This window comes from Pseudomonadota bacterium, from assembly GCA_039196715.1.
Classification (GTDB): domain Bacteria; phylum Pseudomonadota; class Gammaproteobacteria; order CALCKW01; family CALCKW01; genus CALCKW01.
On record JBCCUP010000029.1, the window covers coordinates 14,399 to 34,490 of the forward strand.

At 65.3% G+C, this 20,092-nt stretch carries 17 protein-coding genes; 3 read left to right on the top strand and 14 right to left on the bottom strand.

Translation table 11 applies throughout. The features are described 5' to 3' along the window. Positions 1–133 precede the first annotated feature (133 nt). Complete coding sequence (locus AAGA11_11630) at positions 134–1,216, top strand: CBS domain-containing protein (protein MEM9603506.1); 1,083 nt, start codon at positions 134–136, stop codon at positions 1,214–1,216. A 64-nt stretch (positions 1,217–1,280) separates the two neighbouring features. Here the strand turns inward: AAGA11_11630 and AAGA11_11635 are convergent, their stop codons facing one another. The 9 genes from AAGA11_11635 to AAGA11_11675 form a co-directional block, all read right to left on the bottom strand. Beyond that, positions 1,281–2,381, bottom strand: a complete 1,101-nt coding sequence (locus tag AAGA11_11635; GenBank protein ID MEM9603507.1) for an isocitrate/isopropylmalate family dehydrogenase — start codon at positions 2,379–2,381, stop codon at positions 1,281–1,283. Beyond that, positions 2,378–3,457: a mechanosensitive ion channel family protein gene (locus AAGA11_11640; protein MEM9603508.1), complete on the bottom strand. Its 1,080-nt coding sequence runs from the start codon at positions 3,455–3,457 to the stop codon at positions 2,378–2,380. The genes AAGA11_11635 and AAGA11_11640 overlap by 4 nt, the downstream gene beginning before the upstream one ends. A 42-nt stretch (positions 3,458–3,499) precedes the next feature. After that, on the bottom strand, positions 3,500–4,351 hold the full coding sequence (locus AAGA11_11645) for a carbohydrate ABC transporter permease (GenBank protein ID MEM9603509.1): 852 nt from the start codon (positions 4,349–4,351) through the stop codon (positions 3,500–3,502). Between the two features lies 1 nt (position 4,352). After that, on the bottom strand, positions 4,353–5,342 hold the full coding sequence (locus AAGA11_11650; GenBank protein MEM9603510.1) for a sugar ABC transporter permease: 990 nt from the start codon (positions 5,340–5,342) through the stop codon (positions 4,353–4,355). A 110-nt stretch (positions 5,343–5,452) separates the two neighbouring features. Beyond that, positions 5,453–6,688 carry an ABC transporter substrate-binding protein gene (locus AAGA11_11655; GenBank protein MEM9603511.1) on the bottom strand — a complete coding sequence of 412 codons (1,236 nt, stop codon included), beginning with the start codon at positions 6,686–6,688 and terminating at the stop codon, positions 5,453–5,455. A gap of 277 nt (positions 6,689–6,965) precedes the next feature. Then, a complete protein-coding gene (locus tag AAGA11_11660) occupies positions 6,966–8,915 on the bottom strand; it encodes a beta-galactosidase (protein MEM9603512.1) in 1,950 nt (649 codons plus the stop codon). After that, complete coding sequence (galT, locus tag AAGA11_11665) at positions 8,912–9,937, bottom strand: galactose-1-phosphate uridylyltransferase (protein MEM9603513.1); 1,026 nt, start codon at positions 9,935–9,937, stop codon at positions 8,912–8,914. Before galT ends, AAGA11_11660 begins: the two co-directional genes overlap by 4 nt. Then, positions 9,934–11,094 carry a galactokinase gene (locus tag AAGA11_11670; GenBank protein ID MEM9603514.1) on the bottom strand — a complete coding sequence of 387 codons (1,161 nt, stop codon included), beginning with the start codon at positions 11,092–11,094 and terminating at the stop codon, positions 9,934–9,936. Before AAGA11_11670 ends, galT begins: the two co-directional genes overlap by 4 nt. A gap of 1 nt (position 11,095) precedes the next feature. Then, a complete protein-coding gene (locus AAGA11_11675; protein ID MEM9603515.1) occupies positions 11,096–13,237 on the bottom strand; it encodes an alpha-galactosidase in 2,142 nt (713 codons plus the stop codon). Between the two features lie 103 nt (positions 13,238–13,340). On the opposite strand from AAGA11_11675, the gene AAGA11_11680 reads away from it, so the two are divergent. Together AAGA11_11680 and ugpC are read left to right on the top strand one after the other, a co-directional pair. Next, complete coding sequence (locus tag AAGA11_11680; protein MEM9603516.1) at positions 13,341–14,180, top strand: IclR family transcriptional regulator; 840 nt, start codon at positions 13,341–13,343, stop codon at positions 14,178–14,180. 13 nt (positions 14,181–14,193) lie between these two features. Further along, complete coding sequence (ugpC, locus tag AAGA11_11685) at positions 14,194–15,276, top strand: sn-glycerol-3-phosphate ABC transporter ATP-binding protein UgpC (GenBank protein ID MEM9603517.1); 1,083 nt, start codon at positions 14,194–14,196, stop codon at positions 15,274–15,276. A gap of 174 nt (positions 15,277–15,450) precedes the next feature. Here the strand turns inward: ugpC and AAGA11_11690 are convergent, their stop codons facing one another. From AAGA11_11690 to AAGA11_11710, 5 genes are all read right to left on the bottom strand, one after another. Next, positions 15,451–16,038: a YiiX/YebB-like N1pC/P60 family cysteine hydrolase gene (locus AAGA11_11690; protein MEM9603518.1), complete on the bottom strand. Its 588-nt coding sequence runs from the start codon at positions 16,036–16,038 to the stop codon at positions 15,451–15,453. A 178-nt stretch (positions 16,039–16,216) separates the two neighbouring features. After that, a complete protein-coding gene (locus AAGA11_11695; GenBank protein ID MEM9603519.1) occupies positions 16,217–16,912 on the bottom strand; it encodes an RraA family protein in 696 nt (231 codons plus the stop codon). Next, complete coding sequence (locus AAGA11_11700; protein MEM9603520.1) at positions 16,905–18,044, bottom strand: cobalamin-independent methionine synthase II family protein; 1,140 nt, start codon at positions 18,042–18,044, stop codon at positions 16,905–16,907. The genes AAGA11_11695 and AAGA11_11700 overlap by 8 nt, the downstream gene beginning before the upstream one ends. Before the next feature lie 13 nt (positions 18,045–18,057). Continuing rightward, positions 18,058–19,026, bottom strand: a complete 969-nt coding sequence (locus AAGA11_11705; protein ID MEM9603521.1) for an ester cyclase — start codon at positions 19,024–19,026, stop codon at positions 18,058–18,060. Next, a complete protein-coding gene (locus AAGA11_11710; protein ID MEM9603522.1) occupies positions 19,023–20,048 on the bottom strand; it encodes a LacI family DNA-binding transcriptional regulator in 1,026 nt (341 codons plus the stop codon). Before AAGA11_11710 ends, AAGA11_11705 begins: the two co-directional genes overlap by 4 nt. Positions 20,049–20,092 lie beyond the last annotated feature (44 nt).

Genomic DNA, 20,092 nt, shown 5'->3' on the forward strand with positions numbered 1-20,092 from the left:
GGACACGCCGTGAACGAGCGAATGCAGCAGAGCACAAGCGAGCCGCAAGTGCAGCGGTACCGTCAGCGTGCAGAGCGCACCGCACGCCGACACCGCGAGACGTTAAACCGACCAAGGTAGTTTGAACGATATGGTGGCTCAACAACGCGTCGTCGACCTCTTCCAGCAATTGGCCCGGAACGAATTCGGGTTCTTCTCACGACTGGAGTCGGTCACCGATCTGATGGACCCGCAGGTGCCCACGGCGTCGTGCGACACGTCCTTCGGCCACCTCGTCGGGCGCAAGGACGTGCGCTCGATCGGCTCGGTCGGCGTCATCGACCCCGACGACCGGCAATTGATCGGCGTGCTGAGCCGGTCGACGATTCAGCGCTGCTTTCCGCGCTTCCTGAACACCCTGGCCGAGAAAGACGACGACGTTCGCATCCTCGCCACCAAACTCACGGCACTGGTGTCGCGGCCGGTCCCGAACGTGCCCTCGACGACCACCCCGCTCGAAGCCGTGGAGTTTTTCCTCAACGGAACGGGCGACTGCCTGTTCGTCTACGACGACGCCAAGACCGTCCTCGGCGTGGTCAAGCCCATCGATTTTCTCAAGACGATGATGGCGTACTACCAGCTCTACAACCAGATCAAACCCCTGCAGCGGCTGCGTTTGATCGACCTCGACGCCTTGCAGATCGACGAAATCTTCTTCCGCGGTGCGCAAACGGCCCGCGACATCATGCAGCCGCTGGTCATCCTCGACGACAGCCAGACCGGTCTCGATGCGGTCAAGGCGATGCACGAGCACGAGACCACCGTGATCGGCCTGCGCGATCAGGACGGCAACGTCGACACCGTGCTGACCACAGACGACCTGCTGATCTCGATGCAGGCGCCCGAGGGCATCCGGGAAATGGCACACATTGCAAGCCTGCCAGACGCCAGCGGCGGCAAGCCCGTGAGCCAGCTCGACCTGCTGCCGCTCAACGAGATCAGCGAGAGCAGCGACCCGGCCTTCGAGGAGCCGTTGCACGCCCTCGCCGGCACCAACGTCACCCTGATCGAGCCGACGACGCGCATCCAGGAGGTCCTGAGCCAGCTGATCGACGCCGAGGAAGGCCACGTCCTGCTCGTCAAGAACGGGACTGCCACCGAGGGCACCGTCACGGTTCGCGAGATCCTGCGGGTCAACAAGATGCTGTTTCGCATCCGGGCCTGGGGCGACCACTAGCGGCCGCGCGGGGCCCTGGCACGCCCGTCACAGCTCGCCGGCGATAGACCACGTAACCTGAGCGTCAGTCCTGTGCGCGCAGCGATGCGATCACGGCGGCCGTGATGGCGCGTGTCCCCATGTCACCGCCGAATTCCGCGGGCCGCAGGGTGTTTGCCGCGAAACCGGCCTCCACTGAGCGTTCGATCAGTTCGGCAGCCTCGTTCATCGCGGCACAGTCGAGTGTGTCGCCGAGGTAATCCAGCATCAGCGCGCCGCTGAGAATCGCGGCCAAGGGGTTGGCGCGGTCGCTGCCCATGATGTCGGGCGCGCTGCCGTGGGCCGGTTGAAACAAGCCGATGTCGTCGCCGATCTCGGCACAGCTCGCCATGCCCATGCCGCCCACCAGTCCGCCGGCAAGGTCCGAGAGAATGTCACCGAACATGTTCTCGGTGACGAGCACATCAAAGGCCCAGGGCTGGCGAATCAGGTCGAGCGCCTGCGCGTCGACGTAGTTGTACCCCCGTTCGATATCCGGGTTGGCGTCGGCAACCTCGTCGAAAATACGCCGGAAAAAGGCCATCGACGTGAACACATTCGCCTTGTCGACGCAGGTCAGCAAGCCGCGTTTCCCGCGCGCCTTGCGCTTGCGCGCGTAGTTGAAGCCGAAGCGGTGCAGTTTCTCGGTGGTGGTACGCGTGATCCGCAGGGTGTCCCGCACCTCGCTGTCGCCGATGACCTCGCTGCGACCGTGTACGGCGGCAGAGTAGAACAAGCCCTCGGTCGATTCCCGCAGGATCACCAGGTCGATGTCGGCGGCACGGGGATCGGCCAACCGCTGGGGCGCGTTCGGGTAGGCCTTGACCGGGCGCACCCCGGCGTAGAGCCCGAAGCGATCGCGCAGACGGAGGTGAGGCGAGATCTCGGTGCCGTCCGTGTGGCGCACGCTCGGCAGGCCGATGGCGCCGAGCAGAATCGCGTCGGCCTCGCCGGCAGCACGCTCGCCCCCCGCTTCGATGTCGATGCCCTCGCGGGCATACAGGCCCGCCCCCGCATCGATGTCACGGTAGGCCAAAGAAAACCCCGGCACGCACTCGGCCGCCACCGCCAACACCTCGCAGGTCGCTGCCGTGACATCCACGCCAATGCCGTCGCCGGCGATGCGGCTCACCCGCGCCTCGGTCACGGCGTCGCTCCGGTGCCCGCCGGGAGGACACTGCCGTCCAGGCTGACGCCAAAGGGAGTCGCCAGCGACACGCCGCGTGACTGGGCTTCGTTCAGGATATGTTCGCGCATCTGTTGTCGGATCAGCAGCCGTTTGCGTACGGCCTTGGTGTAATAGCACACCATCCACTCGAGCGCGTGGTCGCCGGTGTCCTGCAATACGACCTCGATCGGATGCTGCGATTCGAAGGCGACGCCGTCGGCCGCGGCCCGTTCGGCCGCCGAGGCCATCAGCGCCCGCACTGTGTCGGCCGTGACCTCGTAGCCGATCTTGAAGTGGAGCGCCTCACGCAACCCCTTGGCTGACGCAAACTTGCTGAGGTTGTGCAGCGGTTGCCCGCGCAACCAGGCGTTGCTGACCATGATGCGGTGGTTGTCGGCGAGGTCGAGCAGCTCGGTGTGGAAGAGTTTGGTCTTGTGCACGGCGCAGGTCGTTCGCTGTTGGCCAAAGGGCACCAGCACGATGTCGCCCTCTTCCAGCATCCGCCCATCGAGCAGGATCAGGCCGGCGGCGATGTCCGGCAACCAACTCGATTGCGTGAGCGCCAGAAACACGCCGAGAAACCCGAGCACGCCAGTGGTTTGCAAGAGGCTGTTGAAGCCGGCAATCTGGATGGCCGTGACCAAGCCGAGGACCGACAGGAAACCGCAGGCGAGCAAATACAACAGGCGCGAGGTCCAGCTGTCCGAGAGCACCTCCTGACCGTCGACTGTGCGCCGCACGCCATAGCGTTGCCGCAGGCCGTAGCCGGCGAGCTGCATGGCGAGGTAAAAACACCACACCGTCGCCAAAACCAGCAGCAACTTCAGCAACACGCCGCGCTCGCCCGCGTTCGGGCCGAGCGCCGCCCCGGTGCCGACGGTGAGCAGCATCAACACGTTCAGGCCGCGAAACGCGTTCAGTCGCCACGCGCTCGAACGCTCGTCCGCGGTGGAGGTGATCCGCGACAGGATCGGCTTGGCAAACACCAACAGCAGGGTGTTGAGCGCAAGCAGCGCCCATTCCACCGTGGTCAACGAGCCGATCAGACCGCTCATGCGCGGGCGAGTCGGCGTCGGGGCGCAGCCAGGCTTCTCACATCAGCCCTTGGTCGCACCGAGTGTCAGACCGGCAATGAAGTGTTTTTGCATCGCGAAGAAGATCACCACCGGCGGCACGGCCGCCATCAACGACGCCGCCGACACCAGGTGCCATTGCGAGACGAACTGCCCGTTCAGGGCGCGGATGCCCGCGGTGATCGGCTTCGACGATTCACCCTGGGTCAGGACCGTCGCCCAGAAGAAATCGTTCCAGATGAAGGTGAAGATCAGCACCGACAGCGCCGCGATCGCCGGCCGCACCAGCGGCAGCACGAGGTACCAGAAAATACGCAACTCGCCGACGCCCTCGATGCGCGCACTCTCGATGAGCTCGCGCGGCAGGTCGCGGATGAAATTGCGCATGAACAAGGTACAGAAGCCGGTCTGGAAGGCTGCGTGGAACAGCACCAGGCCAGTCACCGTGTCGTACAGGCCCGTGCGTACGGAGAGGTCCCTCACCGGCACCATCAGAATCTGAAACGGCACGAAGTTGCCCGCAATGAACAGGAAGAACAGCGGCAGTGCAAAGCGGAAGCGGTAGATCGCCAGGCCGTAGCCAGCCAGGCAAGCCAGCGACACCGATATGATCACGGTCGGTATGGTCACCTTAACCGAGTTCCAGAAGTACACCAGGGCCTCGGAATCGGTGAAGACAGCGATGTAGTTCGGAATCAGGTCGAACGACGACGGCCAACCGAACATGTTGCCCGAGTTGATGTCGACCGCTGGCCGAATCGACGTCATGAAGATCGCGAGCAGCGGCAGCAGCCAGATGAACAGGACGATCGGCAACGAGAACTTGTAGAGCAGTTGCCGAGCGGGTGAAGACTGTTCTATGGGTTTCGGAAACATCTCAACGCCCCTTCTCGTCTTGGTACATGCGCCAGAGGAAGTACGAGATGTACACCAGCATGATCAGGAACAGCACGGTCGCGATCGCGGACCCGTAGCCGTACCGGTCACCGTATTCGGAGATGGCGGTCTCGTACATGTAATACGCCAGCACGTTGGTCGACCCGAAAGGGCCACCGCGCGTCATGATCGCAATCATGTCAAAAGAGCGAAGTGCGCCGATGACCGTGACCACGATGGCGAGGAAGGTGGCCGGTGCGAGTTGCGGCAGGATCACGTGCCGTAGCATGCGCCAGCCACGCGCGCCGTCGAGACGGGCCGCTTCGATCTGATCGGGCGAGACGTTGTTGAGCCCGGTCAGGTAGAGAATCATGCAGTAGGCGATCTGCGGCCAGAGACCGGCGAAGATGATCGCAAAGGTCGCCCAGTTCTCGTCGGCGAGGATGTCGGGCGGTGGCGCGCTGCATTTGGTCGTGACGTTGCCGACGATGTTGATCGTCTCCTCACAGAAGGCCGCCTTCCACAGCGACCCGATCACGCCGAAGTCGGGGTTGTAAAACCACCCGAAAATCAGCCCCACCACCACCTGGGAGATGACGAAGGGAAAAAAGAAGAGCGACTTGTACAGTCGTATGCCGGTCACGGTCTGGTTGAGAAACAGCGCGATCGCGAGGCCGATCGGCACGGCAAGCATGTAGAACACCAGCCAGATCACGTTGTTCTTGAGCGACACGTAGAAGCGCTCGTCGTCGAGCAGTTTCGCGTAATTCTCCAAGCCGACCCACTCCGCCGTCGATTCCCCCTCGGCGTTGTAGAGGCCGTTCCACTCGTAGAAGGAAATCGAGATCGACTGAAAGATCGGTATGATCACGTAGACCGCGAAAAACAGCAGCGCGGGCGCGACGAACAGCCACGGCGCGAGCTTGATGCGGTTGCGGTAGAGCCACGTGTCGCGGCTGGTTCGGCCGAGACCGGTGTCCGTTGTTGCCATGCGTCTCTCCTACCGTGTGTCGGGTGGCGCACACCCCGTGCCCGGACGGCACGGAGTGCATTGCACAGACCGCCGCCCGGTGGCGCGAGGCCACCTGGCAGCCATCAGGCTCAGTTGTAGACGTCGTCCTGAACCTTGTCCAAACGCTCGAGGATCGCGTCCATCTTGGACGTGTCGAGCATGAACTCCTGGAAGCCTTCCATGCCCGCCTTGGCCATCTGAGCCGGCGCGTCGCGGTCGTAGAACTGCGCAAGGCCCGATGCGGTGGACAGGGTCTCGAAGCCCTCTTTGAGGAACTTGCTGTCGCCCACTTGCGCGTTCTTGTTGATCGGCAACTGTCCGATGGTGTTGTTCCACTCGGTCTGGATGTCCGGCTGTGCGATGAACGCGAGGAACTTGCGCGCGTCTTCCTTGTTCTTCGCCCGAGACGGGATGAAGAACGCGTCAGCCGGCGCCTCTTCTGCCCGTGCGAGGCCTGGGGTGATTTCCGGAAACTGGAAGTAGTCGATCTGGTCTTCGGTGAGGCCGGCGTTCTTGTAGCCGTCCACGGAGAAGTTGCCCATCACGTACATCGCCGCGTCGCCGTTGGCGAAGGGTGCAATCGCTTCCTGCCAGGACATGGTGGCGTGGTTGTCAACGAAGTAGCCCGCGTCAACCATGTCTTTCCACGTCATGAACACGTTCTTGATGCGCTCGTCGGTGTACTTGATCTTGCCGGCGGTGAGGTCGTTGTGGACTTCGTAGCCGTTGATGCGCAGGTTCAGGTAGTCGAACACGCCCGCTGCGGTCCAGAGGTACTTGGTGCCGATGGTGATCGGCGTCACGCCGGCGTCCATCAGCGTCTTGGCCGCCGCGTTGAACTCGTCCCAGTTGGTCGGCTCGGCCAGGTTCAGCTTGTCGAAGATGTCCTTGCGGTAGTACACGCCCCACTGGTAGTAGGTGTAGGGCACGCCCCACTGCTTGCCGTCGATGGTCATCGTCGGCTTGATCGCGGCGAGGTCCTCGTGGAAGTTGTTCGCGTCCCAGACGTCAGACACGTCCTCGAACAGGCCCGCGTTGACGAACGGCGCCATGCGGTTGCCGGGGTACCAGGACGTGATGTCCGGCGCGTCGGCGGACAGGAAGTTGCGGATCGCGGTCTTGTGCGCTTCGCGGTCGTTGATGTTGACCGTGACGTTGACGTCGGGGTTGGCTTTCTTGAACGCTTCAACCGCCGCTTCGAAACCGGCTTTCGGGCCCGGGTTCGGGTCGTCGAAGTTGATCACCAGATCGCCCGCCAGCGCGGCGGTCGACACGGTGGTAGACAGGGCGAGCATTGCCACTGACTTCTTGAGCGAAAATGTCATGTTGTGCCTCCAAATTGGCATGAGTTTGACGCTGTTTGGCCTGTGCAGGCCGACTGTTGTTGTGCGTCGCGCGGGTCAACGATATCACTTCTCCGTCTCGCCACGCTCCGCTGGAGACCGCGGAATCCCCCCGCCGCCACGCGCGTATCGCGCGGTGCGTCAGAGCACATCCCGCAGTCCCCGACACTCACTTCCTCCCTCCTCTCGACAGTCTCTGACTGCCGGGCGGCGACACCGCCACCTCGGTCACCGGGGTCACCCACGGCGACACGTCCGTTCAACCGGCCCCGTCCCGGTAGACCGCGCATTGCGCAGCCTGCAGCACCGACGAGCCGATCAGATACTCACCCGCGTGCGGCAGCTCGGCCGCCTCGGGTCCGTAGTTGGTTGCGAACACCAGCTGGCCACGTCGCCGCAACCGCAAGCCCCCCTCACACGGCACCACGGCCACACCGCTGTCGGCGAGGCGTGCTCGCACAAAGCGGTTGCAACTCGCCTGGGTCAAGCGCGCGTTGACGTAGTGCCACCGGCCCAACTGGTAGTGAAACCCCCAACCGTCGGCAAAGTGGGCGTGCGGCGTGAGTGCGCTCTGAACCCGCTCGCGCCAGCGCCACGCGACCGTGTCGGGGTCGCCGTCGACGGGCTCGTTCACCGTGTCCGGCAAGGATTCGACCTGGATCACCCGCAGCGGCAACACGCGTTGCAAGCTGCCGGGTGCCAGGGTGTCGGGGATCGCACACTCGGCGTCGAAGCTCTGGCTTCGCGCTGCCGCGACCACGGTCGCACCGCTCGCGTCGAGCCGGTCGACGAGCGCGTCGTCGGCGACCGCGCTGTTGCTGAGGATCACGAGCGCGTAGCCGTCGAAATCGGCGTCCGGTGGCAGGATGTCCAGCGACACGCCCGCCGCCCGCACGGCGCGGTACCAGCCTTTCACGGCACCCAGCGGGTCTGCGTTGGCCCCCTGGGGCGCGGCCCCCAGCGCGGCCTGGCCGTCGTAGTCGAACACCATCGCCACCGGCGCTTGCGCGGTATCGTCCAGCGCACCGAGCGACGCGAGGTCGTCACGCAATGCGCGCATCTCGTCGGCGGCCGGGCTTTCGCTGCCGTCGGGCAACAGCAGGCCGGCGTGGAACTGTTCCTGCGCGCGCGGTTGCTGGCGGTACCGGAACACACTGCAGAGCTCGGCGCCGTGCGCGGCGGCCTCAAGCCCCCAGAGACGCACCATGCCCGGCAGCGGCACTGCGTTGTGTGGTGCCCAGTTCACCGGCCCGGGCTGTTGCTCAACCAACCAGAAGCGGCCGCGTTGTGCATGGCCGACCCCGCGGTAGAGGTCGTGGTGGAAGGCACTGTCGTCCGGGTGGCCGGTGCGCAACCAGCGCACCCGATCGGCCTCGGTCGCGGCGTCGCGGTCGAGAAAACCCAACGGGTAGTTGTCCCAACCCGCCACGTCGAGGTCGCGTGCGACCGCGTGGTGATCAAAGGCCGTGAAGTTGCCCATGTAGTTGTGCATCAGGTCACGACCGGGCGACGCCACGCGCAGGATGTCGGCCTGCTCGCGGTTGAACGCCACCACCTGCTCGGAACTGAAACGCCACCAGGCGAGGCGGTGCGCGGGACTGGTGTCCGTGACCGTGCCAGCCGGTGGCTCGATGGACTCGAACGTCGGGTAGTTGAGACTCCAGAAGTCGTTGCCCCAGAGCCGGTTGAGGGTGTCGACATCGACGTACCGCGCGCGACACCAGCTCTGGAAGGCGGTGCGCGCCGCGTCGGAGAAACTCTCAATCGTATCGTGGCACCCGTACTCGTTGTCGAGTTGCCAGGCGACGACCCCCGGGTGCGTGCCGAACGTGTCCGCCAACACCGTGACGATGCGTCGGCTGTGCTCACGGTAGACGGGCGAGGAGAAGTCGTAGTGGCGCCGCGAGCCGAACCCCCTCACCCGGCCCACCGCGTCGACCGGCAGGATCTCGGGGTGCGCATCGACCAGCCACTTCGGTGGACACGCGGTCGGCGTGCCGAGGACCACCTCGAGCCCTGCCCCGTGCAGCGTGTCGATCGCCTCCGCCAGCCAATCGAGGCGGTAGTCCGCGGCTGCCGGCTCGATCTGACTCCAGGCAAACTCGCCAATGCGCACGACGCGAATGCCGAGCGAGGCCATGTGTGCGGCGTCGTCCGCCCAGCGCTCGCGTGGCCAGTGTTCCGGGTAGTAACAGACGCCGAGTCTCACACCGTGGCTCCCGCGCCGCGCAGCCGCTTGGCGGCGTCCTCGGGTTGCACCGGGTTCACGATGTTGCCGGCCGACTGCTCGTAGCCCCCCATGTACTTGAGCATGCCGGGTGCGCGCAACGGGCATTGCACAACGATGTGGAAGCCCACTGCGGCGTTGTCCGGGTGGTCGTCGCAGGGCGCGTTGTGCAACAGCGTGTTGTGCGGCGTGCGCTGCTCGAACACCGCGTCGAACCGACGCACCACGTCGCGGTAGAGCGACGCGAGATCTGACAACTCCGGCACCGAGGCCTCGCCCAGGTGCGAAAACGACCGTTCGGGCACGATCCAGACTTCGAACGGAAAGCGGGCAAAGAACGGCACGATGGCCCGCCAGGTTGTATTGGCGGACACCAGTAAAGCGCCGTCGTAGGTCGGGCGCGCCAGCAGGTCCTGCAACAGCGGTCGGCCGTGCTCCGCGAGGTAGGACGCCTGGGCGTGGCGCTGCCGCGCCGCGGTGTCGGTGACGAAATCCGTCGCGTACACCTGGCCGTGCGGGTGCAGGTTAGACACCCCGATTTCCACACCCTTGTTCTCGAACACGATCACCTGGTGGATCGTGGGGTCGGCCGCGAGCGTGAGGTACTCGTCCCGCCACAGCGCGACCACAGCGGCCATCTCTGCGGTGCTCAGGTCTGCCAGGGTCAGGTCGTGTCGCTCCGACCAGCACAGCACCCGGCAGCGTCCGCGCGGCAAGGCGGTGCGGTGCAAGGGGTCGGCATCCTCGGACTGCAGGCCAGGCGGATCGGCGACCAGGTTGGCAAAATCGTTGTCGAAAGCGAAGGGCCCGACGTAGTCGGGGTTGGTGGCGCCGGTCGCCCGCGTCACGCGTGGACACAGGTAACAGCCCGGGTCGTGTTCGGGAACGGTCTCGGTCCGGGCACCAACCCTGGCACCGGACCAGGGTCGGCCGGCGGACTGCGCGGCGATCTGCACCCATTCCTGGCGCAGCGGGTGCCACCGGTGCTGCCAGTTCGCACTCACAACGGCCGCTCGCCCGCGCCGTCGGACGCGACCACCGGGTGGAAATCGGCGGTCAGTCCGGTCTCACGGTGGTACCGCGCACTGACCTCGCTTTCGAAGGCGGCCAAGGCCGTGTCTGCCACAAGTGACACCGTGCACCCGCCGAAGCCGGCGCCGGTCATGCGGCTGCCGACCACGCCGGGCACGGCCATCGCCGCGGCCACCAGCGCATCGAGCGCCGGCGTCGAGACGTCGAAGTCCTGCGCCAGCGACGCGTGGCTCGCGCACATGTGCTGCCCGAACTGCGCGAGGTCGCCCGCGCGCAACGCCTCGCACGCCCCGAGCACCCGCGCCTGTTCGGTGACCACGTGACGGGCCCGCCGAAAGGCCGTGTCCTGTCCGGCAAAGGCGCTCGCCTGCGACGCGAGTGTCGCCATGTCGAGCGCCGCCAGCGCCTCGATGCCGTGCGACTGCTGCACGATTTCGAGCGCGGTCACACACTCGCGGTGACGCGTGTTGTAGCCCGAGTCATTGAGCTCCCGCCGCTGGTTGGAGTTGCTGATCACCAGCGTGTGGCCATCGAGGTCGAGCGGCACCTGGTCGCACTCGAGCGTGCTGCAGTCGAGCGCCATCGCGTGGCCACGTTGCCCCATCGCAATGGCGTACGGGTCCATCACCCCGCAGGCGAGACCAATGAACTCGTTCTCGGCGGCCTGTGCCATGTGCACGAGTTCGAGCTGCGAGAAACCGCACTCGAACACGGCGTTGAGCGCCACCGCGGTAACGATGTTCACCGACGCCGACGAAGACAGGCCCGCCCCATTCGGAATGTCGCCGCGGTAGAGGCATTCGATGCCCGTGACCGTGACACCGCGCTTGGCAAACTGCGCGATCACGCCGAGCGGGTAGTTTATCCAGTGGTCGCCGACGGCCGTGCCCGCCTCGTCAGGCGAGAGGATCGCGATCAGGTCGAAATTCAGCGAGGCGAGCTTGATGCTGCGTGCCGCGGTGCGGCGCACCAGCAGTTGCGTGCCTCGGTCGATCGCACAGGGCAGCACCAACCCCCCGTTGTAATCGGTGTGCTCACCGATCAGGTTCACACGACCCGGTGCGTGAAAGGCCCGCACGCCGCGGGCGTCCTGGTAGCGGTGACCGAACTCGTCTTGCAAATCGTGCATCTCACTCATCTCGCAGCACCAACACCAGCAGCGCGGATTGGGCGGGCATCACAGGCAGCGTCAGGCCGACGGTCGCGAGCACGGCACCGTGCACCCGCGTCTCGCGCTCGCACCACAGCGGGAAAGCCCGGTTGAACGGCGCGAGCTCCTCGAGCCCGTGGTTGGCGACCGAAACGCGGTACTGTGCATCCGGGTCGAGGCCCGGGATGCGCAGGCAGCCCGGCGACGCTTGCGGCGGTGCCGACTGCACAACCACACTCACCAGTGCGACCGCAGCGTCGGGTGAGACGCGCGCCTCTCCCAGCGCGCTGACCGGCAATCCCGCGACAGTCCACTGCGTCGACTCGGCAAGCCAGTCCCGGTGCGCCTTGTACACCGCCGTGTAGTGTGCGAGCACATCGAGATCGTCCGTGGCGAGCGTGCGCAGGTCGGTTTCGAATCCGTACTGCCCGCCGAGCGCCACGATGGCCCGCGTGGCAATCGGCGTCTGTCGCCCCGTGAGGTGTGCACGGTGGTGGCCGACGTGGGAGCCCAGCACTTCGCGCGGCAGGAACACGCTCGCGGCCGCCTGCATGCGCAGTCGGTCGATCGGATCGAGGTTGTCCGACAGCCATACACGCCCGCACACCGCCAGCAGCCCCCAGTCCAGGCGTGCGCCGCCCGAGGCGCACGTCTCGATTTCGAGCCGTGGAAAGCGCGCCGTCAGACGGCTCATCACGTTGCGCACCGCGTCGGGTTGACGGGCCGCCACGGCACGCTTGCCGTCACCCGGCAGCACCAGGTCGCGGTTCATGTCCCATTTGATGTAATCGACCTCGTACTCGTCGACGAGGCTCGACACCCGTTCGTACAGGTAGTCGCACACATCCGCTCGAGCGAGGTCGAGCGCCAGTTGCTGGCGTGCCAATGGCGTTTCAACACCGTCCAGACGTAATACCCAGTCGGGGTGCGCGCGCAGGGTCTCGGAGTCAGGGTTGACCATTTCGGGTTCGAACCAGAGGCCGAACTGCATGCCGTGCGCCCGCACCGCCTCGACCACCGGGCGCAGGCCGTCGGGGTACACCGATTCGTCGACCCACCAATCGCCGAGGCCCGCGGTGTCGCTGCGTCGTGCGTTGAACCAGCCGTCGTCAAGCACGAAGCGCTCGGCACCCGCGGCGGCGCCGGCGTCGATCAACGCCTGGAGCGTGTCCGCCTCGTGGTTGAAGTACAGCGCTTCCCAGCTGTTGCAGTGGACAGGGCGCCGCTGACGCGTCCAACGCGGTAACACGCCCGTGCGCGCGTGGCGGTGCACCCGTTGGCTTGCCCGATCTCGCCCTCGGCCGGTGGCGATGTACACCGGCGGCGTGGTCATCGACTCGCCCGGGCCGAGTTCGCACTCGCCCGGGTGATAGGCGATACCGAATTGCAATACCGGCACACCGTGGTCATCGCGCTGCAGTTGCAGCCGGTGGTTGCCGCTCCAGCCCAATTGCGCCACCCAACAGGCGCCACTGTGGCAATCGAAAGCAGGCTCGCCCACAACCACGCCCGGGTAGGATTGGTGACCCGTGCGGCCCCGCCAGCTCTCGCGCAGCAAAGGCCCCGCGTCGATTTCGAGCCGCTGGCACTGCAATTCCTGCCCCCAACGACCCCCGAAGTGTTCACACGCCCCGAATGCGACGGGCAACTCCAGGCTCGCAGCCGCCAGCCAATCGACCGTCAACGCGTCCTGCCCGGTGTTGCGGAGCTCGGTCGACCACACGCAGACGCCGCTGCTGACATCGAGCCGCACGTCAACCGTCACGGCGAGGTCCGCACCCGGATCGGCGAGGTGCACGCGCAGCGCGCCGTCTTCGCGGGACACCGACGCCAGCTCGGGTCGGTGGCCGAAGCCACGGCCAGCACGGTGCGCGCGCAGGGCGGGCGGCCCAGCGTGGCCGTTGGCGAGCACCGGGAACACCGACGCGTGCGGCGGCGTGTCCACGGTGGCGTGCGCCAGGGGCTCCGCACGCACGGCGGCCAGTGCAGCGGCGTCGAGCCCGTCTGGCAACCGATCGCCCAACCACAGCAACCGGGGCACAGCAGTGCCCTCGCCGATCAGCACGAGCGTCTGATCGGCGCCGTCGAGACGCCAGATGGCGGGTGTGGATGTCGGGTTCATGCTCGCGGGTGACGGTGGCGGCCCGCGGCAATCCGCGGGTCAGCAAAGTTCACGATTGTCTCAAATCATGCAATATGGAACAATGTTCCAAAAGTAGCCCGCGATGCCAAACCCTGTCAAACAGAACGCCGACCCAACCGAGCGCGAGGCCGACCCTGGCGCCGAGAGCGGCCGCGCGCGCGCCTCGGCGTTCTCGCGGAGCATCACTCTGCTCGACATCATCACGGCCGGTACGGCGTTTCGGTTTGCAGAGTTGCAGGTGCAAACGGGCTACCCCAAGGCGAGCCTGCACCGTGCACTGGCTGACCTCATCGACGAGCGGCTGGTGGTGTTTGACGAACACGCCAACACCTACCGCGCCGGTTTTCGGCTGCTCGAGTGGGCCAACCGCATCTGGTCACGCAACGATTTGCGTCACCTGGCGCGGGACGCGCTCGAAACCCTGTCCGAACGCACCGGCGAAACCGTGATGCTCTCCGTGTTGGCCGACACGCACGTAGTCCACCTCGATTGTGTCGAGAGCGCGCAGAGCGTGCGCACCTCGGTCAGCGTCGGCCACCGCGTGCCAGCCTGGTGCACCGCCGCGGGCAAGGCGCTGCTCGCCGCCGCGCCGACACCCCAGCGCGAGGCGATCATCGAACGCACCGCCTTCGCGCGCTTCACCGGCAACACCGTGACCGAACCCGGCAAGGTGCTCGAGCAGCTCCACACCGTCGCGGCTCACGGGATCGCCGAGGACAACGAGGAACACCACGTCGGCATCCGCTGCATCGCGGCGCCGATCGTGGATTGCGCCGGTGAGACCGTGGCTGCCATCAGCGTGTCCGCACCGACCTTTCGGGTCGAGCCGGGCAGTTTTGAACAGTGGCGTCAGTGGGTGCGAGAGAGCGCGCACACCGTAGGAAATCGACTGTTGCCGACGGGCTCGGCACACCTGACCTGAAGGAGGCATCGCCGTGGCGCGAGTCAAATTGGAGAACGCCAGGAAAACCTTTGGTGACGTGAACGTCATCCGCGGGGTCGATCTCGACATCGCCGACGGGGAATTCACCGTTTTCGTCGGTCCGAGTGGCTGTGGCAAATCCACACTGTTGCGTCTGATCGCCGGCCTCGAGACCCTCAGCTCCGGCACGATTCACATCGACGACGAAGATGTCACCGACCGCGCTGCAGTCGACCGCGGCATCGCGATGGTGTTCCAGAGCTACGCGCTGTACCCGCACATGACGGTGCGCGACAACATGGGTTTCGGCTTGCGGATGAACAACGTTGACCCTGCCGTCATCGCCGAGAAGGTCGCGGCCGCCTCGAAATCGCTGCAACTTGATGCCCTGCTCGACCGCAAACCCGCGCAACTGTCCGGTGGCCAGCGGCAGCGCGTGGCAATCGGTCGCTCGATCGTGCGCGACCCGAAGGTCTTTCTGTTCGACGAGCCCTTGTCAAACCTCGATGCCGAGCTGCGTGTCGACATGCGGCTCGAAATCGCCAAGCTGCACCAGCAGCTCGCCACAACGATGATCTACGTGACGCACGACCAGGTCGAAGCGATGACCCTGGCCGACCGCATCGTCGTCCTTCGAGCCGGCATCATCGAACAGGTGGGCGCGCCGCTCGAGCTTTACAACCGGCCGGCGAACGCCTTTGTCGCCGGGTTCATCGGTTCGCCCAAGATGAATTTTGTCGAAGCCACAGTGAACGCCGCCGCGGCCGACCACCTCGTGCTGCAGACACCGAACGGCGACACCTTGTCGGTTCGTCAGTCGGGGTCGCACCTGCACACCGGTCAGACGGTCACGCTCGGCATTCGCCCGCAGGACCTCGCGGGCGACGACGGCGACGTGCGCTTCGCGCTCGAGGTCGACCTGGTCGAACAACTCGGCGGCAGCAGCCACCTGCACGGCAGCGCACTCGGGGTGTCGCACTTCATCGCCGAGCGCGCCGGCGCCGCCGGTGCCAGCGGCGAGACAACCGAGCTGTCACTGCGAAGCGAAAACGTCCACCTCTTCGACGGCGACGGCTTGCGGATCAGTGCCGACTGACAGTCCGCGCTACATAGGGATTCCGCCGTATCACGGTGGTACGAATTTCCCTACTTAGTCGGATGCGTTCGGCCTGTACGGGGCACGCTCACTAGACTGCAGCGCGGATCAATCTCACGAAACAAGTGCTACACGAAGCGTTCTACGAAGCGTCGATTTTACTCCTGTGGATCGTCACAAGATTCGACCTATAAGACTGACTTCGTTGTGGCTCCAGATGTTAGCCGGGCTGATAAACCCACGGGCGTCAAAGGAAAATTGCCACCCTGCGTTCTTGAAACACTCGTAAACCAATTCTGAACAGATGTACTCTCTGTCACGCCTGTACCGGCCTATTTTAAGAGCGATTCTCGCGGCGATCCGGGTTATTTCGTCACGATCATAGGGCCGGGTTAGCTCGTCGACGCCTGAGGCAATCATTTTTTTACGATCACTGGCGTTTGGCCCCCTCACGCGTGCAACAACCACCTCTCCTTCGTAGGGCTTGTCGTTCGCATAGTCGGTTAAATACTTCTCGACGGGCACCACCCGCACACCAGAATCTTCAACGCTCTCCAGTATCAGTGTCCGATTGATATCTTTGGCTACATACAGGATCCCAACATGACTCCAACTTGAGTCCGTTGCCTCCCGAATGAGCCTGGAGGTGTAGTAGTTCCCAGAAGCGAAGATCAAGTCACCGCTACGAATATTCGGCTTCAGTGTTCTGTAGTGTTGAACGGCTTTATCCATGAGTGTTTCTTTGCGCAGTTCCTCTGCCATTAGCCATCTCCAATTGGACTTTTCGTTACCTGGCACAACCCCTTTTTCTCACACACCGCGCCCCGTATACCAGACCCAAAAAGAGCAAAAATCCGATTTGTCGACCAAAATTCCGCGGGAGTGAACTAAACCCGCCAGCCATTTTGTCGCATTGACCCTGTACACAGGGAACTACGTTTCACGTACGCGCCTTTTCGAACGCCGACCACGCGGCCTCGAAGGCCGCGAAGTCAAAGCCGTCGCGCCGCGCCGGTTCGAGCACCAGTTGCTCCGTCGCCTGCATTTTCAGGATCGCGTCGTGCAAGGCCGGCAAAACGGGCTCCGGAATCACCACTGCGCCGTGGCGATCAGCGTGGACCCATTCGGCCGGGTGTACGGTGAGACCGAACACCGTGACCGGCGTGTCGATCTCGCGCACGTGCACGAAACCGTGGCTCGGACCGATCGAGCCCGCGATCACCGGGAAACCGTCGGGCATGTCGCCGAGGTCCCGCATCACGCCGTTGGTCAGCGCACCGGCCAGGCCGAAACCCTTGTGCACCGTGGTGTTGATCTCGCCCCAGTAGGCGCCGATGCACGACGGGTGGTCGACGTCTTCGACCACCGCCAGCGCGGGGCGCGGCCCCTCGCTCATGTGCCGGTAGTACGCCATGCGCCGAGCCCGGATGACCTCGGGCGCTTCGCTGGGCGGCGCGACCGCAGCGATCTTGGCCGTGCGTGCCTGCCCGACCACGGCGCCGGCGGTGGGCGCCGACGCCAGCACGGTGCCGCGCGTGAAGCGGTCGAAACCGCGCTTGCCCTCGGCGACCTCGATGGCATTGCACACTGTCGGCGTGTCGACGCGGCGCAACAGGTCGAGCAGCGCGTCATCCATCGAAGCGGCCCTCGGCGAGGCGCGCACCGGCGCTGATCGCGGCGATCTTGGCGTAGGCGATGTCCGGGTCAATCGCGCCATAGCCGGCGAAGGTGCCGAACCCGCAGTCCGAGCCGGCTATGACCCGGTCCGAGCCGACGATGTCGACAAAGCGCTCGATGCGCTGCGCGACCAGCTCAGGGTGCTCGACGAAGTTGCTGGTGGTGTCGACGACGCCAGGGATCAACACCTTGTCGTCCGGAATCTCGTGCTTGCGGTCGCGAAACACCGTCCACTCGTGCCCGTGCCGCGGGTTGCTGGTCTCGAACAGGATGTAGCGCGCCCGGGTCTTCATCAAGGTCGTGAAAACCTTGTCCATGTCGATGTCACAGACGTGCGGGCCCTCGTAGTTGCCCCAGCAGATGTGCACGCGCACCCTGGCCGGGTCAACGCCGTCGAGTGCGTGGTTGAGCGCTTCGACGTGCGACTCGGCCACACGGATGAACTCGTCGTCGCTGAGGTCGGTGAACAGCATGTGCCGCGACAGCGCGAGGTCCGGGCAATCGAGTTGCAGGTCCAGTCCGGCGTCGACGATCGTGCGGTATTCATCGCGCATCGCGTCAGCCAGTGCCGCGAGATAGGCCTCGCGCGTCGGGTAGTGGGCGTTCTGCAGAAACAGGGAGATCACGCCGGGCGACGCGGCGTTCATGAACCCGCGCTGTACGCCGTGCGCCTGCATCGCCGCGGTGAGATTGGCGATGTCCTTCTGCAGTTCGCCCTGCCCTTTCGAGCGCACCTCGCCGGTGCACATCGGGCGGGCGTAGGTCGGCGTGCCACCGCTGTCGGCGAGTCTCGCGAGAAAGCCCGGAAACTGCTTGAGGTCCGCCGGGGCGTTGCGCTCGCTGTCACCAGAGAAGCCGGTGTAGCGGTCCTTGACGTAAGTCGCGTAGGAGATCTTGCTGGTTTCGCCGTCGCTGACAATGTCGACCCCGGCCTCGACCTGACGGCGGACGGTGTCATCCACGGCCGCGTGCATCGCCGTGTCGAAGGCCGCCTCGTCATACGCCTCTTCCCGCTCTCGCGCAAAAATGAAATCCACGACGGTTTGGGTGCGGGGCAATGACCCCACGTGGGTGGTGAGCAATCGGCTCATGTGCGTCTCCGTGTCATCCAGTGTGGAGCAGGATCTGTTTCCAGATCGCCGTCTCGTCGATCAGCGCCCATTCACGGCGCAGTCCCCAGGGACCAAATTCGGCGTGCGCCATGCCCATGACATAGACGTCGGCACCACTGGGCGCACCGAACTGGCCCCAGCCGTCGTGTTTGCCTTCGAGCGAAAAGCGGATCGCGGCGCGCGGCGGCATGGTGTCGTCCTCGCGCCCGATGCAGTGTTCGATGCGGAACGTCGCCGACGGGAAACTCGCCCGCAGCCCGAGCCAGAACCGGTCGACCGCCCCGTGCGAGTGCCCCTCTTCGCCGCCGGCGTAGAAGACGTGGCACGCGCGATCGTACACGGCCGACACGGCACCGAAATCCGCCCCCATCAATCGGTTGAGCACGTCGGCGTACTGCTGGCCCCAGGCGTTGTCGTTGCCTCGACCGACGTACGGGCCGGTCACGTCGACGTTGCGGTCGAACGGACGCTTGGCGTGCAGCGGCCCGCCTTCCGCTTCGATCTGGTCGCGCGCGTAGGTTTTCGGGTCGATGCCGAGTTGGCGCACGATGGCCCCCTGGTCCCGGATCAGCCACTCGTCGTCGATGGTGTTATTGCGGGCATGGCAGTCGGCAATGATGCGGTAACCGAGTGTCTTGCCCGTCGCTTCACCGTAGACCCCCGCGGCTGCGTGGGTGGCCGTGGAAAAGATGCGGTGCGAGGACAGCATGCCCTCCTCCGGCGACCCACTCCAGATCACGTCCTCTCCATACAGGGTGCGGTCCGGGAACTCGGCGAGCGTGGCCATCGTCGCGGCGATGACACCGGCGTTGCCGAGGGTGATCGAAGCAGGCGAGCGGACAACGATGTTCTCGCTGTAGTAGTCGTGCAAGGTGGCGATCTGGCGGTCTTCCCAGATCTCCTTGGTGATACCGATGATGTAGTCGGGGAAGTCCGAAAATTTCGGGTCGAAACCTTTCATGAGACGTCGGGTCCTGTGGGCCGTCGTGCGGATTGCCGCACGACAAGGGGGGCCTCGAGCGCGTGTTGGCTCGGCGGCGTGTCAGGGTTGTCAATCTGTTCGAGCAGCGTTTCGACCGCGCAATTGACCATCAACTGACTGCGCTGGCGCACGGTTGTGAGCTGGTAGCTGTCCCAGGCGGCTTGCGGCACATCATCGTAGCCGACCACGGACACGTCGTCGGGGATCGACAGGCCGAGCTCGAAGCGCAACACGTCCATCACCGCCAGCGCCATGTGGTCGTTGGCCACGAACACGGCGTCCGGTCGCTCGGCGCGCGCGAACAGTGCCCGTGCCGCGTCTCGTGCACGGTCGGCGTGGAATTCACCGGCCTCGACTGCGAAGAGCGACTGCCCCGCGGCGGCCAGGGCGTCACGGAAGCCCCGCTCGCGATCCTGTTGCGTCGATGCGCCCGACCACCCGGCGATGTGGGCGATCCGACGGTGTCCCCCGTCGACCAGGAAGCGCCCGAGCGTGTACCCGCCCGCGTAGTTGTCCGAGGTCACCTCGGAGAGCGCCGGGTCGCCCTGGCCCCGGTTGAACAGCAAGACCGGCACACCCGCCTGTTGACAGCGGCGCGTGAGTTCGGAGGACAGGCTGGCCGAGGCGAGTACCAGACCATCGACCTGGTAGTCGAGGATCTCGGCGAGCACCGCCTCCATGTTGTCGGCTTCGTTACCGGCCATGAACACCAGAGCGTGGTAGCCCCGTTGCTGCAGGGCCTTGGACAGCTTTTCGAGCGCGTCGGGGTAGAAGGGGTTGTCGAGGTAGGCGACGACGATGCCGATGATGCGCGACCGCCCGGCCTTCAACGAGCGCGCCAGCACGTTTGGCCGGTAGCCGAGTTCGGCCGCAGCGGCGCGCACACGCTCGACGGTGTTCGCCGAAGCGCTGGCACCCGGGGTGAACACCCGCGACACCGCCGACTGGCTGACGCCGGCGTGCCGTGCGACCTGCTCTGCCGTGACCCGGTTACTGGCCACGGCCCGCGCCCAAGGACACCGTTGCCGCAACGACCCGCATGAGG

What these genes read in the sequence shown, in the direction of transcription:
- AAGA11_11640 (MEM9603508.1), bottom strand. Translation starts at nt 3,457, where the DNA reads ATGAGCGGTCTGATCGGCTCGTTGACCACGGTGGAATGGGCGCTGCTT.
- AAGA11_11645 (MEM9603509.1), bottom strand. Translation starts at nt 4,351, where the DNA reads ATGTTTCCGAAACCCATAGAACAGTCTTCACCCGCTCGGCAACTGCTC.
- AAGA11_11650 (MEM9603510.1), bottom strand. Translation starts at nt 5,342, where the DNA reads ATGGCAACAACGGACACCGGTCTCGGCCGAACCAGCCGCGACACGTGG.
- AAGA11_11655 (MEM9603511.1), bottom strand. Translation starts at nt 6,688, where the DNA reads ATGACATTTTCGCTCAAGAAGTCAGTGGCAATGCTCGCCCTGTCTACC.
- AAGA11_11670 (MEM9603514.1), bottom strand. Translation starts at nt 11,094, where the DNA reads ATGCACGATTTGCAAGACGAGTTCGGTCACCGCTACCAGGACGCCCGC.
- AAGA11_11675 (MEM9603515.1), bottom strand. Translation starts at nt 13,237, where the DNA reads ATGAACCCGACATCCACACCCGCCATCTGGCGTCTCGACGGCGCCGAT.
- AAGA11_11680 (MEM9603516.1), top strand. Translation starts at nt 13,341, where the DNA reads ATGCCAAACCCTGTCAAACAGAACGCCGACCCAACCGAGCGCGAGGCC.
- AAGA11_11690 (MEM9603518.1), bottom strand. Translation starts at nt 16,038, where the DNA reads ATGGCAGAGGAACTGCGCAAAGAAACACTCATGGATAAAGCCGTTCAA.
- AAGA11_11695 (MEM9603519.1), bottom strand. Translation starts at nt 16,912, where the DNA reads ATGGATGACGCGCTGCTCGACCTGTTGCGCCGCGTCGACACGCCGACA.
- AAGA11_11700 (MEM9603520.1), bottom strand. Translation starts at nt 18,044, where the DNA reads ATGAGCCGATTGCTCACCACCCACGTGGGGTCATTGCCCCGCACCCAA.
- AAGA11_11705 (MEM9603521.1), bottom strand. Translation starts at nt 19,026, where the DNA reads ATGAAAGGTTTCGACCCGAAATTTTCGGACTTCCCCGACTACATCATC.